We start from the raw sequence: 16,781 nt of genomic DNA on the forward strand, positions 1-16,781 counted from the left end.
ACTTTTTCTATCCTTTAATTTTTCTTTGTCTATAATAATAAAACTTTTCTATTAGATTAACAATTTCATACATACCCCAAGCACAAACTGCAAGTACAAATACACCCATCATTACTACATCTAACTTAAATACTTGGCTTCCATAGACAATTAAATAACCTATACCATATCTTGATACTAAAAATTCGCCGACTATAACACCTACCCAAGCCATACCAATATTTATTTTAGTTAGATTTATTAAATTTCCTATATTACCAGGTAAAATAAGCTTAAAAAGAATTTGACTCTTTGTAGCCCCAAAACTTTTTAACATTTTAATTTTTTCTTCGTCCATATTTTTAAAATAATTATATGCAGATAATATAGTAATAACAATGGAAATAGCAACAGCTGTAACTACGATACCCCCAACTCCTGCGCCTACCCATACAATTATAATAGGAGCAAGGGCTGTTTTAGGTAATGCATTAAGAACTACTAAGAATGGGTCTAATATTTTAGCTAGAGTATCTGACCACCATAGCATAATGGCTATAATTATACCTAAAGTACTACCAATAACTAAACCGAGAACTGTTTCATAAACTGATATACCTATATGTTTAATTAATAATCCGTTCGAAACATAAGATATAAATAGATTATAAATATCAGAAGGTTTACTAAATAAAAAAGTACTAATAATATTATTGTTAGCTAATACTTCCCAAATAATAAAGAAACCTATTAGTAAAACAATTTGTATTACTAATATTTTAATTTTTCTGATTTTAACATCTTTTAAATATTTTTCGTATTCGACTGATTTATCTTTAAATCTCATTATTATCTAGCTCCTTCCATAATAAGTCAAAGTAAGTTTGAAATTTAGGAACTTTACGACACTCAAATGGTGTTCTAGATTCTCCAAGTCCTAAGTCTATGTCACATTCACTTTTAATAGTAGAAGGACGCTTTGATAGTACTGCTACCTTATCTCCCATAGCTATAGCTTCACTTATATCATGAGTTACTAAAATAGCAGATTTGTTTTCATTTTTTATTATTCTATAAACATCATCACTTACAAGCAATCTTGTTTGATAATCTAGTGCGGAAAATGCTTCATCAAGTAAAAGAACATCAGGGTCAACTGACAATGTACGAATAAGTGCCACTCTTTGTCTCATACCTCCTGATAATTCTTTAGGATACATATTTCTAAAATCCCACAAATCATAAGTTTTTAATAATTTTTCAACTCTTTCGATTGCTTTAGGGTCTTTGTTTTTTTGTACTTCAAGACCTATGGTAATGTTATCCATGATGCTACGCCATTCTAAGAGATGATCTCTTTGGAACATATAACCAATGGTTCCATTAATAACAACATCACCACTTGTTGGTTGTAAAAGTTTCGTAAGAATATTTAGTATTGTTGATTTTCCAGAGCCAGATGGCCCTAGTAGTGACAAAATTTCTCCTTGTTGAAGAGAGAAGTTAATATTTTGAAGAACTTGAAGTTCTCCTTCTTTTGAATAAAAATTTTTACAGAGGTCAGTAACTTTGATAATCTCCTCCATTTAAGTCACCCCCATGAAGTTTAAAGACTATACATTATAGTATTAATTGGGGTTAGTATTTGTACCAAAATTTAGAGAATTAATAATCACTTAACTATACACTAACAGAAATAAAATAGTCTGGATATTTGTAGTGATATTAAGTTGCTCAAGATATAAGTATGTTCAAATTGTATTTAATCAAAAGGTAAGAACATTTATAGATTTGTACATCGTAGGTATTCAATGTATTTACTCAGTTACATACATGATTTAAATTCTCAAAAAGATTATGATTACAAATTTATGCTTATAATATATATACAAACGTAGTCAAGTAGTGCATAATATTGTTAGTAAAGATTTAACATATGAAAATATAATTAGAATATACAGCCAATAATTGGTATAATTAATCAAAGTTATCCCTAGTATTATAATAGAAATTATACATACACCAATTTTATATATAATCATAAAAATTTATAATTGAATTTACACATTAATACAAAAGAGAAGATTAAAAGGAGTTTGAAAAATGTATACAGCAGATTATTTTATTGAAAAATTAAATATGAATTCTCACCCAGAAGGTGGATTTTACAAAGAAACATTTGTTTCTGAACAAACTATTACAGATAATGACTTAGATGTGAACTTTAAAGGCGTTAGAAAATTATGGTCGAGTATTTACTTTTTATTAAGAGATGGAGAAGTTTCAAATTTTCATAGACTTAAATCTGATGAAATGTGGTATTACCAAGCAGGTTCTCCATTAACAATATATATGATTTCTCCTGAAGGTGAACTTACAGAAGAAAAGCTTGGACTAGATATTGAAAATGGAGAAAAGCCTCAAGTTTTAGTTCGTAAAAACTATATATTTGGTTCTGCCATGAATAATCCAGGATATGCTCTTGTTGGATGTATGGTTTCCCCTGGATTTCAATTTGAAGACTTTGAGTTATTTGAAAGAGAATATCTTTTAAATAAATACCCTCAACATAAAGATGCTATTATTAAATTAACAAGATAGTAATTAATAAAGGTGATTCTTTAAGAGTCATCTCAAAACTGTTCACAGAATTATAAAGATCTTTTTACGTATATTTTAAAGATAAATTTCACTTCAAGAAGTTTTAAAAGAGTCAAGAGAATAAAGTAATGTAAAAATAGCCTAGGTCTGAAAAACAGACCTAGGCTATTTTTTTTATAAATAACTTGAAGTTCTCATTCTGTTGAATAAAAGTTTTACAGAAATTAGTTACAATAAACATTACGAAAGGCGATGAACAGTAACATGCTTACGTTAAAAGGATAAAAAATATATGAAAAATTTAAGAGGTATTACTTGAAAAATATTAAGAAGTTATACAAATGGGGGTGATAAATAAAATATATACTGTTATGAAAATAGTAATAAGTAAAGGGGGCCAAAATAAGTGAATAAAAGTATTAAACGTAGCAAGGTAATTATATTTTCTTTAATACCAATACCTCCTACTTTGTATTAGTTGGCAAGTAAACATATTAACAGTTGGAGAAGACGAAGCTAGAACAATGGGTATAAACACCAAGCTCATACGATTTATAACTATTATATGTGCAACGCTTTTAACTTCTGCCAGTGTAGCAGTAAGTGGAATGATCGGTTGGATTGATCTTGTGATACCACATTTATCTAAAAAATTAGTTGGAAATAATTTTGTTTATTTGTAGCATCATTTTTATTTTTGGTAGATAATGTGTCTAAAAATTTATGGATTAGTGAAATACTTATAGGAATATTAACTTAATTTATTGGTGTACCATTTGGGAATGATCTTGTTATCTGAAACTCTTTATCCAGAAGAATTTAATTACGATTTAAAAGAAAAAACAAAAGAGTTCTATAAATTATTCTATTATGCTGACTTAAGTGATGAACAATATAAAAAAATTAACTGAAAATGCTATTAAATAATTTTTTAAAACATCAGATAAATATTCTATCTGATGTTTTTTAGTGAAAAATTATTAATATGTAAGTGTTACGTTTATCTTATATATTAATAAGAAATGAAAGTATCACAATTTGTATTGTTATAGTTAATCTGTACACTAGAAGCTGTACAAGTTTCCATACTGTTATATTTACACTTTTTAGCTTTACATTTTATATCTGTAGATGTTGTGAGCGAATTACTTGTGCAGCTCATAAGGTCGCTTTTGTTTGGATTAAAAGTTCCACACTTAGTTCCTGTTGAAGTTGCTGCTCCAGATCCTAAAACGTCGATATTTCCAGCATAACATATCCCTGAATTATTATAAATACAATTGTCAGCATAGCAATTTAATGTCATTGTATTTTCCCTCCATTTATCTTTTTATTATTATTTACAAATGTTTGATTTTCATTCTATATATGTAAAATTTTAGATATTTTGTATATTTAATTCCTGAGATCATAGCACATTTTCTTACTTTTTAGAATAATTTATACAAATGATATATTTTAACCTGTTGGAATATGTCTAGGTAGAAGTAAGGAGGGGATATAATGGATTTAAGTTTTTTGGCAAGTTTTGAAGTTCCTGTTATTATTGGAATTTGTTTTTGTGTAGGATATGTAATAAAATCTAGTTTGGATTTTATACCAAACAAATATATACCATTGATAATGGCTGTATTAGGTCTTGTAGTTAATGTATTGATGAATAAGGGGATAGATGCTAATATTGCACTAGCAGGTATGGTTAGCGGTTTATCAAGTACAGGATTACATCAAGCATTTAAAAATCTAATACAAGGAAATAATAGTGCTGAAGAAGACAATAGTGATAAATAGAATAGTTAAAATAACAAATTAGCTAATATAAACGAGTGTGATATTAATTTGCATTCGTTTATATTTTAATATTAATCTGATATAATGCTATTATATTATTTTTAATGTAAAGTTAAGAAGAGAAAGGAATTTGTATATAGTTATGTTTATATTTATATTAGTTTTATTAATAATTGTGCTAGTAATATTAATTTGTATTGCTTATAAATTATATAATTATGCATTAAATCCAAATAGTTCAAAAAAAGGAATATTTAATAGTAATAATAAAAATGAACTTAGAAAAGAAGATCTTTGGATTGAGGATTTTAATTATAAAAAAAATGTCTACATAAATTCATTTGATCACTTAAGACTTCATGCATATGAAATAAAGGAAAGTAAAAGTAACAAATGGGCTATTACAGTTCATGGATATACAGCAAATGCAGAGTCTATGAGCAGCATAGCCTGTAAGTATTACACTTTAGGATATAATCTCATTGTGCCAGACTTAAGAGGTCATGGAAAAAGTGAAGGTCATTATATAGGCATGGGTTGGCATGACAGGTTGGATATTATAAAATGGATAGAATATATTTTAAATGAAGACGAAAATGCTCAAATTTTATTACATGGAATTTCTATGGGTGCAGCAACAGTTATGATGGTTAGTGGGGAAGAGTTGCCTAAAAACGTAAAGGTTATTATTGAAGACTGCGGATACACATGTGCAAAAGAACAACTTGCATATAAGTTAAAAAACATGTTTAAATTGCCATCATTTCCTTTACTAAATATATGTAGTATAATAACAAAAATAAAAGCAAAATATTTTATAAGTGAAGCTTCAGCTATTGATCAAATAAAAAAATCAAAAACACCTATACTATTTATACATGGAGATAAAGATAAGTTTGTTCCATTTTATATGTTAGAGGAATTATATAATGGGTGTAATGCTTATAAAGATAAGTTAATAATCAATAGTGCAGGTCATGCAAAATGTGAAAAAGTTGATAGTGACTTGTATTGGGAGAAAGTAATTACTTTTATATCTAAATTTATTAAATAAAAAATTACTAATTCATAAGAAAGCACAGAATAAAAACCTATTCTGTGCTTTTTGTTGTTTAATTTGAAGATTGTAAAACTTCTAAATTCATTATTTGCTCCATTGAGTAATTGTAATCTGATGAATTAGCGCAAGAAATAAAATTATAAAATGAGTCAAAATTTTCAAAAGTAATTTTTAAACTTTTATATTCACTAATCAAAAATATATTAATGAAAAACATTACAAAAAATACTTTTATTGATAATAAAGCAAATGAAAATTTAAACTTATCATATATATTTTTTTCTTTTAAAAATAATCTTATAAAGCCATATGCCTTAACGTAATCATTTTGAGTGCTAATAGAATAGTTTCTTACAATACTTGTTTTTCTGATTCTATAATAGTAGAGTCTATCAGAAATTATAGATATTTTTTTTGCCTTATAAAATAAATCACACATTATTGAAATATCTTCATATTTTATGCTTGGAAACTCTATATTATCAAATAGTTCTTTTTTCCATAGTTTATTCCACAAGTATGAGTGAATAAGGTTATCTGGTATTAAAGATTTTAAAATATGGTAATTAGAGTATATCCCAGAACTTTTTTTACAAACTACTGGCAATTTTAATTTTGAATTATCATAATATCTATAAAAATTGCAAATTACTACATCTGCATTTGTATTACAACTCTCATTATAAAGCCTTTCTAAGTAATTGTATTCAATAAAGTCATCGCTATCAATAAATACTATGTAGTCACCATTTACATTTCTTAACCCCTCATTACGAGCACTGGCAACTCCTTGATTACTTTGGTGAATTACCTTACAGTTTGTGATTATCTTTTCGTATTTTTTTAATATTTCGTAAGAATTATCCAAAGAACCATCATCAACACAAATAAGCTCATAGTTTTTAAAACTTTGGTTATGTATAGAGTTTAAACATTCCTCTAGATAAGAACTTGTATTATGCACAGGTAGTATAATACTGATAGTTGGTTTAGCTTGCTTGAACATAATTAAATCCACCTTTCGCAAGAATCACTAATTAGAAGTATATCATATAATTAATAAGAATAATTAGTTAAAATGTATAAAAAAACATATATTTTCATAATAATTATAATAGTTTAAATTTATTAATTTTATACATAAGGAGGTTTTTTAATGGCAAAAGAAGAGAGTAGAACTTGTAAGAATGTTCAAGATTGGGAGGAGAAGATTATAAAGATTTTCCCAACTGCTATTCCAAATGAGTGTACATGGTTAGATGAGATAGATATTTTAAATGTATTATTTACATTGTGTAGCAACAAGGTGGCAAATATTTTTTACCCAGAAGGTAAAAAACTAGGTATATATGGAGTTGATTTTTCTACTGAAGATAAATGCATAGAATTGATTACAGAAAATACTATTGATATAGTAAGTCCCCTAAAGCTTTCTTTTCACTATTATGAAGAAGCTTTAGAATGGAGTTATTTTAGATTGGAAACAGATGATTTAAAACAAATAAGTAAAACTAAAAATGAATTACATAAAGAAGCACTAATATCTTTTGATGATGGAAATTACTTGGATGTGATGTCAGGAGTAGAGAAGTATGGAGATAAAGATAAGCTAGAGAGCTTATTAATTGAAGATGCAAAATTAGTTAACAGATATATAAAAAAATCATCTTTTTTAATCTTTGCGAGAAGCTCATACTTTAAAGAGTTTTATGATAAATCCTTTAATTCCTTTTCTGATGAAGAATTATCAGAGATGATTGAAAGCTTAATCTTAAATGGTAATGTCTAAATAAACTTATGTTTGTTTATATTAAAAGATTAGAGTGTTTGTACGATTGCCCAAATTAGTTATATGTTTTCTTTAAATTGGGTGTATAATATAATAAAGAAGAATATTATATACTTATGATAAGTATGTAACATAATAGGAGGAAACACTATGACTAAATCACCAGTTCCAACTCCTCATATAGGGGCGAAAGTTGGAGATATAGCTGAAACAGTTTTATTACCAGGAGATCCGCTAAGAGCTAAATTTATAGCTGAAAACTTCTTAGAAGATGTGACAGAGTACAATACTGTAAGAGGAATGTATGGCTATACAGGATACTATAAAGGAAAAAGAATATCAGTTCAAGGTTCAGGAATGGGGATACCATCAATAGGTATATACTCATTTGAATTAATCCATTTTTATGGAGTAAAAAATTTAATAAGAATAGGTTCAGCTGGAGCAATAAGTGATAAGCTAGACCTTTATGACATAGTTATAGGAATGGGAGCTTGTACAGATTCAAATTTTGCATCGCAATATAATCTACCAGGTACATATACACCTACAGCTAGTTATGAATTACTTTCTAAAGCTGTAGAAGTTGCAAAAGAACAAGGTAAAGAAGTTCATGTAGGAAACATTTTATCAAGTGATGTATTCTACGGAGATGAAGGTTTAGAAAGTTTAAGAAAATGGGCCAAAATGGGAGTTATGTGTGTAGAAATGGAAGCTGCAGGACTTTATATGAATGCTGCTAGAGCAGGAGTTAATGCACTTGCTATACTTACTATTTCAGACTGTCCTCTTGAAGGCAAAGCTACTACTTCTCATGAAAGACAAGTAGCATTTACTAAAATGATGGAAATAGCATTAAGCTTAGCATAATTAGCGTATTATAAAAGAAAAAGTCTTCTACTTTTAGTAGAAGACTTTTATAATGTCCTGAAAACACCTTTTACGATACCTACAATTTCTATGTTTCTTTCATCCAAAATAATTGAATCCATAAATTCATTTTCTGGTTGTAACCTAACTAATCTATCTTCTTTAAAAAATCTCTTTACAGTAGCATATTCGCCATTTATTAAAGCAACTACTATTTGTGAGTTAGAAGCATGATTATTTCTATCAACTATTACATAGTCCTTGTCTAATATACCTGCGCCTATCATACTTTCACCCTTAACTTTCAATATAAAGTTATCTTTACCTTGTATTAAGTTTGAAGGTAGGGGAATGTATTCTTCTATGTTTTGTTCAGCTAATATAGGCTCTCCAGCTGTGATTTGACCAACAACGGGAATAGGAATAATTTCTTGATTCATACCTGTAACATCGCCTAAAGAATTACCATTTAGTATTTCAATTGCTCTTGGTTTTGTAGGGTCTCGCCTTATATAACCTAATTTTTCTAATTTATTAAGGTGTGAATGAACAGTTGATGTAGATTTTAAGCCAACTGCAGAACAAATTTCTCTTACTGAAGGTGGATAACCTTTAGATAATTGTTGCTCTTTTATAAATTCAAAGATCATTGCCTGTTTGTTTGTTAAATCCATATACATAAAATCACTCATTTCTTATTAATATGTAATAATTATCTTAAATAACTATATATTTATATTGTATCATATACAAGCTGATGACACAAACGTTTGTTCTCGAATTTGTTTATAAGTTATCACTATTTTCATCAATATCTTCTAATTCATCACTATTCTCGTCTATCCATTCAAAATTATTGACAATATCTCGTTTTATATTCTTTTTATGTGCAGCATATAGTTGTGTAGTAGTGACGTTATCGTGGTCTAACAATGTTTTAACATCATAAATTGAAAATCCAGACTGAATAAGAGAAGTAGCAGCTGTTGCTCTTAGCTTATGAGGACTATATCCGTTTTCTCTACTAGTATTCATGCAGATAGATGTATATTTCTTCACCAATTGTCTAATTGACTTTGGAGTGAGACGTTTTTTTTGTAAAGATAAAAATAGAGCATCCTTAACTTCCTCGTCTAGTAACTCGTTGTTTGGTCTTTCATTATAAATATAGTCTTTTACCACATATTCACATGTTTTGTTTATTGGCATTAGAACTTCTTTTCCTCTTTTTCTATAAATCTTAAACTCACCTCTAGAAAAGTTAAAGGAAGATATATTTAATTCTCGAAGCTCATTTAATCTTAAACCATATGTAACAAATAAAGCTAATATAGCCTTATCTCTTAGTTTTGTTTTCTCCCAATAAATTAATTCCTTATCTGTTAGCCCTTGGCCGCTTTCTACTGAGTCTAACATCCTCGCAACCTCATCTATATCAAGTCTTTTTATGGCGTCTGGTTGAGGCTTAGGAAGCTTTATAGGGTTAAATCCATCTGTAATATTGTTATCCAACTGTTCATTTCTATATAAAAATTTAAATAGAGTAGAGATGGATGATTTTTTTCTGGCTAAAGCACGATTATTGTTCTCATATATTAATGTAGTATTATTTCTATCTCTATAATATCTAGGGCAATAATCTCCTAAAAATAAGTTAACATCTCTAGCTTTAATGCTGTTAAACTCTTCTAGTGTAATTTCTTCTGTTGATTGAGCGCTTGATATGTCAGTTTCACTTATTATGTAATCACAGAAAAAGCAAATATCTTCTAAATAAGCAGATCTTGTAGAAACAGCTACAGAACCTTTTAAGTATATAAAATAATCTTTCATAAAAGGTGGGAGCTTATTTTCGAAAGAGATGCTTTTTTCTATAAGTTCGTGTTCCTTTATAACAATGTTATCTGGCTTATCTGATTTATTATTAATTTTTAACGTTTTTTTACTCATATAAAATACCACCTTAAAAACAATTTTCATTAATGAAAATACCATAAATACAGTGTAGTTACAATAAAAAGTAATGAAATAGTGATAAAAACTAAAGAAATATGAATTATAAGAAATATAGCAAAAAGGGTACCTATTGTACTATATTATAAGTAACTATTCCCTAAATATACATTTAGAAACTAATTGTTTGTATCACTCTTTTGATCTTAATTCTTAATAATGATTATATTAGTATAATTTATAAATATTATAACATTTTATATTATCTTTTTTGGTCTCTCTACAAATATGTAAAAAAATAATCTCTACAAATATGTAAAAAAATAATCATGCAGCTAATCTACATGATTATTTTAAATAACAATTCTATACTATCTAGGCTCTATAATTAACTTTATAGCAGTTTTTTGTTCACCATCAATTTCTATATCAGTAAATGCAGGAACACAGATTAAATCTAGGCCACTTGGTGCAACAAAACCTCTTGCAATAGCAATTGATTTTATTGCTTGATTTAGGGCCCCTGCACCAATTGCTTGTATTTCTGCACTTCCCTTTTCCCTTAGTACTCCTGCTAGAGCTCCAGCTACAGAATTAGGATTAGACTTTGATGAAACTTTTAATACTTCCATTTCAATATCCTCCTTGATTTGTTTTAAAACAATTTTTAATTTCAATTTTACATAAGTATTTTTACATAAGTATAATGATTTAAGTAATAATTCAAAGTACTAAATAATCTAACTTAGTATTTATTTCTATATTCATAATAATAATACCTTTATTTATAATAAAATAGTTTTTATTAATCATGTACTTAATTATTGATGCAAGATATAAATATAAAATATAATATATTATAAAGGGGTTATAAAAATATATTTAATATTTGAGGAGGAACTAAATGAAGCTTTGTCGTTTTAATTATTTTCTAAAAGAAAATGAGAAATTAACATTTTTTACTGAATGTAGATTAAAAAGTATTACTGCATTTGATATACTTGATACAGAGGGCCTATTATTAGCTTCGGATAGAAGATTAATATTTTGTAAATTGATAGGTGATCACCCGCACTTACTACAATCCTATGAATACAAGTATATAACATCTTGTAATATTAAAGATAATGAAGATGCTACATACTTATATATGAAATATAATGGAGATCCTGTAAAAATAATGGGGCTAGATAAACCTATATATGAGGATATACTTAATTATATTTCTCAATAGATTATATGAATTAAAAAGTATAACAAATATAGTATGAAAATTATTTTAAGTGATTTTTATACTATTTTTTTGTTAGGTCTACTCTTTTTAAATTTGAGATAAAGTCTTCTGATAAACCTGTTACCTCTGCTATAAAGTTGATATTTGCATTTTTATTTAAAAGATTAACTGCCATTTCTGTCTTTGTAGCTAGAAGTTGCTCCCTTGTATCATTTAATTCTTGATTATCTTGCTCAGTGTTGTTAATTTTAATTGTTGATGTTTGTTTATTGTTAATTTTCGATACGCAGTATTTAAACGAATACATGAATTCTTTTATTAGTAGTAATAAGGCTGGAATTATAAAATAAACATTGCAGCCTAGTATGCCAACGAGTGTAGTTAAGTAGATTAGAAAAGAATTAATTTTTTTTATTTCAACGTTCAATATTTTTTTATGGTTTGTGTTTGGTAATGCCATAACTATTGCCATAATAAAAGTTAAAAAACATAATGGGTATAATATGTAACTTGCTAATATGCCGTTAAAGCTAATTATATCAAAATTGCCACTTAAGTTAGAATAGATTAACAAATCCCCTCTTAAATAGCAATAGATACAAGATGCTATTCCTAAAATGCTTCCACAGGCTTGAGAATACCATTGATAAAATTTCATCTACCTATCCCCTTCTTAAAAATTATTAAATTATTATAAATATATAAATCTGTATATTAATATATTAATTATAAAAGTATATGAAAGAATAATTAAAAATATCTTTATATTTAACGTAAAAAGTTATATAATCTTTATTGCTTGCGTTTTTTATTAAACTAAATACTACTTAGTTAATGTGCTATATTACTAAGTAGAGGGGAGATTAGAAGAATGAATAATATGGAATTTATTTTCAAAGTTTTATTTCTTGTGTTTTCAGTTATGTGGGCAGGTAATATATTATTATTTAGATCTGAAAGACAAATAATAATTAATCCTGTTTTGATTATTATTGCTTCTATTCTAGTAGTCTTGCCTGATACTAAAGAAATCTTTAGTATAGATGTTGAAGAAGCTAAATCGACTTTATATATAACTTACTGTCTAGTAGTTGTATGGGGATTAATAATAACTAGAAGAAAAACTGATCTATTCTAAAATAAAAAGGCGTATAGCCTTTTTATTTTACGATAGCTTTGATGACAACTGTTGAAGATGTGTATTTATTAGTGTTTAAACTTACAACTACATAATATATGCCATCTTTGGTAAATGAAATATTACTATCATTTGATATGGATGTTAGGGCAGGATTATTTGTCTGTATATATAGCTTACAATCCTTTGGTATATCTTTTGAAGGCTCCCAGTAGTTTGGGTAGTTGTTTATTGATTTATACAATAAGCTTCTTATATTTATTTTTTCGTTTTTTTCTAGAGTTATTTTAGTTTTATTGCTACATAACTCATATTGTGACTTTTCAGATTGAATAAAATTTAAATCATGATCCACGTCTACGTTTTTCTTTTCCAACAAATCAATTACTTTATTTTCTGTTAGATAGTTATTTTCTAAATTTATGTGTTTTACATTTTCTAGATTTAAAATTTCATTAGGTAATGTTTTAATGTGGTTGTTCCAAAATATAAAAGTATCTATATTTTCTAATGTTGATATACCAGTTAAATCTTCTATACCTTCGTTACTGGCATAAAATTCTCCATCTAAAGATTTTAACTTTAATAAAGTTATTTCTTCGTTGGGGAAGTAGTCGTATATTACATCACGAAAATCACTATCTGGAAATAAATCAGTTAATTCTTGTTTAGTAAGAGGTATGTTTTCGTTTTTTAGTGGAACTAAACCCATAGATAGTGTTAATAATATAAACAATGAACATAATTTTAAAATTTTCATTTAATAAAAAACCTCCCATAGAATAATAGTATATTACTAAATTTCTATGGAAGGTTTTTATTCCCTTGTACTTCATGTCTACTTTCGTACAATATATTAATGTATTTTTCTACTTGTTTTTATGTTTTAACTTTATTTTAATGGATTTACTACTTTTTGTGCTTCACATCTATATATTTTTAATCCTTGAGATATAAATTTATCTTCATATTCTGTTGTTATGTTTTCTATATCTTCGTTATTTGCTAAGTCTAATGAAATATTTTTCATTTTCCAGGGATTATTACAAAATTCATTTAAGGTAAATTCGAATAATTTCTCGTTATCTGATTTAAAATGTACCTCTCCATCATCTTTTAAAATGTGGTAATATTTTTGTAAAAAGTTTGTATGTGTTAATCTTCTCTTTGCCCATCTTTTCTTTGGCCATGGATCACAGAAATTTATATACACTCTTGATAATTCGTTTTTATTAAAGTAATCTTCGATGCTATTAACGTCGCCCCAAATGAAAGTTATATTTGTTAAATTATCATTGGCAGCTTTTTCTACGGCTTTTAATAATACCTCTTCTTTAATCTCCATTGCAATATAATTTATATTGGGATTTAGTTTTGCTAATGTAGTGATAAATTTACCTCTACCCGTTCCAAATTCCGCGTGTATTTCGTTGTCATTACCAAATACTTTACTCCACTGTCCTTTTAAACTTTCTATGTCTTCGTTTTTAACATAATTTTCGTAGCTTAATAATTTTAGGTCTGAACCTTTTTTCTTTCTTCTTCTCACTTGTCTCTACTCCTTTAGTACAAAATAATAGAGTACTAGATAATTTACTAGTACTCTATATAAATAATTAACAGTCGCAACCGCCTGAACAACCAGAGCAACCTCCGCCACCGTTAGAAGGCATATTTTCAACCATAACAACAAATCCTCTGTTTGGCATTTCTTGAATGATTACATTTCCGTATGTTAAGAATTCGTCTTGGTTCATTATAAAGTGAATTCCTTCTACGTCGCAAGATACATCTTCACCTTCTATTTCGCTATCTAGAGCTAAAGCAAAGTTTGGACCTGAGCAAGCAAAACCTGCAAAGTATACTCTTACATTATTTGGTTTATCTTGGTTATCTGCTATTATTTCTTTTAAAGCATTTATAGCTGATTCTGGTGCAAATACTTTCATATTTAATCCACCTTTCTGATTTTAGTTTGATCATCTTATATAAGTATACAATAAAATCCAAACTATTTAAATAAGAAGCTTTCAAATATTTAAATATATATGTAAATTTTATGTAACTACGTATAGTATTCGATTTATATTTTTGACAAAATCCTTTGATAATATAATCTAATATTGTTTTTATTTTTAAGTTTATTTTGTCTTTTATATCAGCAATTATAGATTATTATTTTGTAAAATTATACATTGATTGTGATAAAGATAGATATGCTTTTAATTGTAGAACGCTCTATATGTGTATGATTTGTGTAGCAAGTAGTATTATAAATCAAGGGTTATTTTTAGTTTTTGGTAATAAGTTATATTTATTTGAAATATTAAAGACATAAAATATATACTTTTATGCTAAAATTATAATATTGTTGAAATTGCAGTGATTTAGCAAGGTATATGTAAGTGCATGTCAGTAGTATGCCAGTAAAATATTTACTTTTTTTCTGGAATTTATGGTAATATATATTTATAAATATTTAGAAATTATAAATAGGGAGATTAATAATGAGTACAGCTTTTATAAGAAAAAGAAGCAAAAACTATATAGTTTATTTAGAGTATTTTGATAAAAAAACCAATAAAAAGAAGCAGAAAAATATGGGCTCTTATCCACTAAAAAGAGATGCAAGTAAGAGATTAAATGAAGTAAAAGAAGATATATATAAAGATGAATTGTTAGTTCCAAATGAAATGATTTTAGAAGATTACATATTGGACTTTCTAGAAAAATATAAGATAAATTTATCCATCACCACTTATAATATTTATACTAGAATATGCAAAAAATATATAATTCCTCTACTTGGGGATATGAAATTATGCGAAATAAAACCAATACATGTACAAAATTACGTGGACGATTTGCTTGATTTACTAACACCGCAGACTATAAAAGTGCACTTAAATGTACTTAATTTAGCACTAAAAAGAGCTTATAGATTGAAGCTTATTAAAGAAAATCCAGTGCAATTTGTAGAGGTACCTAAGAACAGAAAATATAAAAATGAGATTTATAATGCACAAGATATGCAAAAACTGTTAGAAAAATCCCAAGGAACTTCTATGGAATTGCCTATTGTACTGGCTGGAGGATTAGGACTAAGAATATCAGAAATACTAGGTCTTACATGGAACAATGTGGATTTTAATAACTTTACTATTACAATAGATAAAATAACAGTTAGAAATAATGGCCAAGTTATACTTAAAGATCCTAAAACTGAGTCGTCTATAAGAACTATTTCAGCTCCAAAAGAGGTAATTCTAATGTTAAAACAGCTGAAAAAAGATAGATTGGCAGCTAAATTAAGAGGCGAAAAGTCACATAGAGAGCTTATATTCTATGATAAAAATTTAAATCCTATAGCCCCGGATGTTTTGAGCAAGAAATTTAGAATATTTTTGAAAGAGAATAATTTGAAACACATAAGATTTCATGATTTACGTCACTCCCATGTCACTTTATTAATTGATGCAAGGGTACCTATAAAAGTTATTTCTGAAAGAGTTGGTCATTCTAATATTAATACTACTCTTAATATATATTCTCACGCTCTTAAAGAAATGGATCAAGAAGCTTCTGATAAAATTTCTAGCACTTTATTTAATAAAGATAGAAAAATGAGTTAGTTTCGTTTTATATTGAATGAATTTTCCTTACTTAATAAAAAGTAAGAAAACAAAGTTTTTATAATGGATTTTAAGGCACATATAATGCTTTTGTAATATCAACGGTTAATTATAGGCAGTTGTTTCCTTAAAATGTCATACGCGGCTTTGTATAACGAATATTAGAAAATGAATAGAATATGATTTTTAAAAAGTTACCATAACAATATTATGGTAACTTTTCTTTTGTGACGCGAAAAATAATAGTAAGACTTATTAAATTAAAAAAACATATATGAATAAATATTTCTATAAAATTGTAAATTTCCTGAAGTAAAATATCGATGGAAACAATTCCTTATAGATGTCTATTTTTTTATAATAAGAAAATGCATTACAAGATATTTGTTTACATAATTATATTATGTAAACAATCTGGGAATTAACTTTAATTACACAAAAAACTAACATTTTTAATGGTAATTTAAGGCGGTATCAAAGGAGGTGCAATGTATTTGTATGGAAAAATATAAAATTGTCTTAAAATCAATCCTGTGGCTTTATGAGGTGTTTTCGTGAAAAAAGAAAAATTATGTTAAATTTGCCAGAATAAAAGTTACCATAATATTTAAAATGGACCCTATAAAGTGGATACTAGAAAAAGTGTTTACTTGTATAGGGTTTATTTTTGTGTAAAATATTCATTAAGGAGTTGAGTAATTATGAACAAAAAACTATTTTCTAAAGAAGAGATT

General features: G+C 27.0%; 21 protein-coding genes. 10 read left to right on the forward strand and 11 right to left on the reverse strand.

The genetic code is table 11. From position 1 onward, the window contains the following. Window positions 1-7: 7 nt before the first annotated feature. Together K0040_RS12975 and K0040_RS12980 are read right to left on the reverse strand one after the other, a co-directional pair. Window positions 8-826 (reverse strand): ABC transporter permease, encoded by an 819-nt coding sequence (locus K0040_RS12975; RefSeq protein ID WP_228109202.1) that lies wholly within the window; start codon window positions 824-826, stop codon window positions 8-10. Beyond that, window positions 816-1,565, reverse strand: a complete 750-nt coding sequence (locus K0040_RS12980) for an ABC transporter ATP-binding protein (RefSeq protein WP_228109203.1) — start codon at window positions 1,563-1,565, stop codon at window positions 816-818. The genes K0040_RS12975 and K0040_RS12980 overlap by 11 nt, the downstream gene beginning before the upstream one ends. 517 nt (window positions 1,566-2,082) lie before the next feature. On the opposite strand from K0040_RS12980, the gene K0040_RS12985 reads away from it, so the two are divergent. From K0040_RS12985 to K0040_RS20710, 3 genes are all read left to right on the forward strand, one after another. Further along, window positions 2,083-2,580: a cupin domain-containing protein gene (locus tag K0040_RS12985; RefSeq protein ID WP_228109204.1), complete on the forward strand. Its 498-nt coding sequence runs from the start codon at window positions 2,083-2,085 to the stop codon at window positions 2,578-2,580. A gap of 491 nt (window positions 2,581-3,071) precedes the next feature. Then, the gene (locus K0040_RS21495) at window positions 3,072-3,263 is read left to right on the forward strand and encodes an iron chelate uptake ABC transporter family permease subunit (protein WP_369123730.1); all 192 of its coding nucleotides are present in this window, start codon (window positions 3,072-3,074) and stop codon (window positions 3,261-3,263) included. Between the two features lie 99 nt (window positions 3,264-3,362). Then, window positions 3,363-3,491 carry a hypothetical protein gene (locus K0040_RS20710; RefSeq protein WP_265588880.1) on the forward strand — a complete coding sequence of 43 codons (129 nt, stop codon included), beginning with the start codon at window positions 3,363-3,365 and terminating at the stop codon, window positions 3,489-3,491. Window positions 3,492-3,592: 101 nt separating this feature from the next. Here the strand turns inward: K0040_RS20710 and K0040_RS12995 are convergent, their stop codons facing one another. Further along, a complete protein-coding gene (locus tag K0040_RS12995; RefSeq protein WP_228109205.1) occupies window positions 3,593-3,886 on the reverse strand; it encodes a DUF1540 domain-containing protein in 294 nt (97 codons plus the stop codon). A 197-nt stretch (window positions 3,887-4,083) separates the two neighbouring features. On the opposite strand from K0040_RS12995, the gene K0040_RS13000 reads away from it, so the two are divergent. Both K0040_RS13000 and K0040_RS13005 read left to right on the forward strand, forming a co-directional pair. Further along, on the forward strand, window positions 4,084-4,371 hold the full coding sequence (locus tag K0040_RS13000; protein ID WP_228109206.1) for a phage holin family protein: 288 nt from the start codon (window positions 4,084-4,086) through the stop codon (window positions 4,369-4,371). A gap of 142 nt (window positions 4,372-4,513) precedes the next feature. Further along, window positions 4,514-5,425 (forward strand): alpha/beta hydrolase, encoded by a 912-nt coding sequence (locus K0040_RS13005; RefSeq protein WP_228109207.1) that lies wholly within the window; start codon window positions 4,514-4,516, stop codon window positions 5,423-5,425. A 58-nt stretch (window positions 5,426-5,483) separates the two neighbouring features. Here K0040_RS13005 and K0040_RS13010 read toward each other — a convergent pair whose 3' ends face one another. Beyond that, complete coding sequence (locus tag K0040_RS13010; RefSeq protein ID WP_228109208.1) at window positions 5,484-6,437, reverse strand: glycosyltransferase family 2 protein; 954 nt, start codon at window positions 6,435-6,437, stop codon at window positions 5,484-5,486. Window positions 6,438-6,587: 150 nt separating this feature from the next. Between K0040_RS13010 and K0040_RS13015 the strand changes: the two genes are divergently transcribed. Both K0040_RS13015 and deoD read left to right on the forward strand, forming a co-directional pair. Next, window positions 6,588-7,220, forward strand: a complete 633-nt coding sequence (locus K0040_RS13015; protein WP_228109209.1) for a hypothetical protein — start codon at window positions 6,588-6,590, stop codon at window positions 7,218-7,220. A gap of 150 nt (window positions 7,221-7,370) precedes the next feature. Next, window positions 7,371-8,090 (forward strand): purine-nucleoside phosphorylase, encoded by a 720-nt coding sequence (deoD, locus tag K0040_RS13020; RefSeq protein ID WP_228109210.1) that lies wholly within the window; start codon window positions 7,371-7,373, stop codon window positions 8,088-8,090. 47 nt (window positions 8,091-8,137) lie between these two features. Here deoD and lexA read toward each other — a convergent pair whose 3' ends face one another. From lexA to K0040_RS13035, 3 genes are all read right to left on the reverse strand, one after another. Continuing rightward, window positions 8,138-8,770 carry a transcriptional repressor LexA gene (lexA, locus tag K0040_RS13025; protein ID WP_228109217.1) on the reverse strand — a complete coding sequence of 211 codons (633 nt, stop codon included), beginning with the start codon at window positions 8,768-8,770 and terminating at the stop codon, window positions 8,138-8,140. A 106-nt stretch (window positions 8,771-8,876) separates the two neighbouring features. Continuing rightward, entirely contained in the window at window positions 8,877-10,040 is a 1,164-nt protein-coding gene (locus tag K0040_RS13030; RefSeq protein WP_228109211.1) for a tyrosine-type recombinase/integrase, read from the reverse strand. A gap of 374 nt (window positions 10,041-10,414) precedes the next feature. After that, complete coding sequence (locus tag K0040_RS13035; protein WP_039677848.1) at window positions 10,415-10,675, reverse strand: stage V sporulation protein S; 261 nt, start codon at window positions 10,673-10,675, stop codon at window positions 10,415-10,417. A gap of 272 nt (window positions 10,676-10,947) precedes the next feature. Between K0040_RS13035 and K0040_RS13040 the strand changes: the two genes are divergently transcribed. Beyond that, on the forward strand, window positions 10,948-11,277 hold the full coding sequence (locus K0040_RS13040; protein WP_228109212.1) for a PH domain-containing protein: 330 nt from the start codon (window positions 10,948-10,950) through the stop codon (window positions 11,275-11,277). A gap of 61 nt (window positions 11,278-11,338) precedes the next feature. Here the strand turns inward: K0040_RS13040 and K0040_RS13045 are convergent, their stop codons facing one another. Continuing rightward, window positions 11,339-11,935, reverse strand: coding sequence for a hypothetical protein (locus K0040_RS13045; protein ID WP_228109213.1), 597 nt, complete (start codon window positions 11,933-11,935; stop codon window positions 11,339-11,341). Window positions 11,936-12,148: 213 nt separating this feature from the next. Here K0040_RS13045 and K0040_RS13050 point away from each other — a divergent pair, with 213 nt between their 5' ends. Further along, the gene (locus tag K0040_RS13050; RefSeq protein WP_018590962.1) at window positions 12,149-12,415 is read left to right on the forward strand and encodes a hypothetical protein; all 267 of its coding nucleotides are present in this window, start codon (window positions 12,149-12,151) and stop codon (window positions 12,413-12,415) included. 22 nt (window positions 12,416-12,437) lie between these two features. Here the strand turns inward: K0040_RS13050 and K0040_RS13055 are convergent, their stop codons facing one another. The 3 genes from K0040_RS13055 to K0040_RS13065 all read right to left on the reverse strand — a co-directional run bounded on the left by K0040_RS13055 (window position 12,438) and on the right by K0040_RS13065 (window position 14,364). Then, entirely contained in the window at window positions 12,438-13,175 is a 738-nt protein-coding gene (locus K0040_RS13055) for a cadherin repeat domain-containing protein (protein WP_228109214.1), read from the reverse strand. Between the two features lie 132 nt (window positions 13,176-13,307). After that, a complete protein-coding gene (trmB, locus tag K0040_RS13060) occupies window positions 13,308-13,964 on the reverse strand; it encodes a tRNA (guanosine(46)-N7)-methyltransferase TrmB (protein ID WP_228109215.1) in 657 nt (218 codons plus the stop codon). A gap of 67 nt (window positions 13,965-14,031) precedes the next feature. Then, window positions 14,032-14,364 (reverse strand): hypothetical protein, encoded by a 333-nt coding sequence (locus K0040_RS13065; RefSeq protein ID WP_018590959.1) that lies wholly within the window; start codon window positions 14,362-14,364, stop codon window positions 14,032-14,034. A 558-nt stretch (window positions 14,365-14,922) separates the two neighbouring features. Here K0040_RS13065 and K0040_RS13070 point away from each other — a divergent pair. Next, the gene (locus K0040_RS13070; protein WP_228109216.1) at window positions 14,923-16,047 is read left to right on the forward strand and encodes a tyrosine-type recombinase/integrase; all 1,125 of its coding nucleotides are present in this window, start codon (window positions 14,923-14,925) and stop codon (window positions 16,045-16,047) included. The last annotated feature ends 734 nt before the right edge of the window (window positions 16,048-16,781 follow it).

The sequence above is a fragment of the Terrisporobacter petrolearius genome (assembly GCF_020748185.1).
Classification (GTDB): Bacteria; Bacillota; Clostridia; order Peptostreptococcales; family Peptostreptococcaceae; genus Terrisporobacter; species Terrisporobacter petrolearius.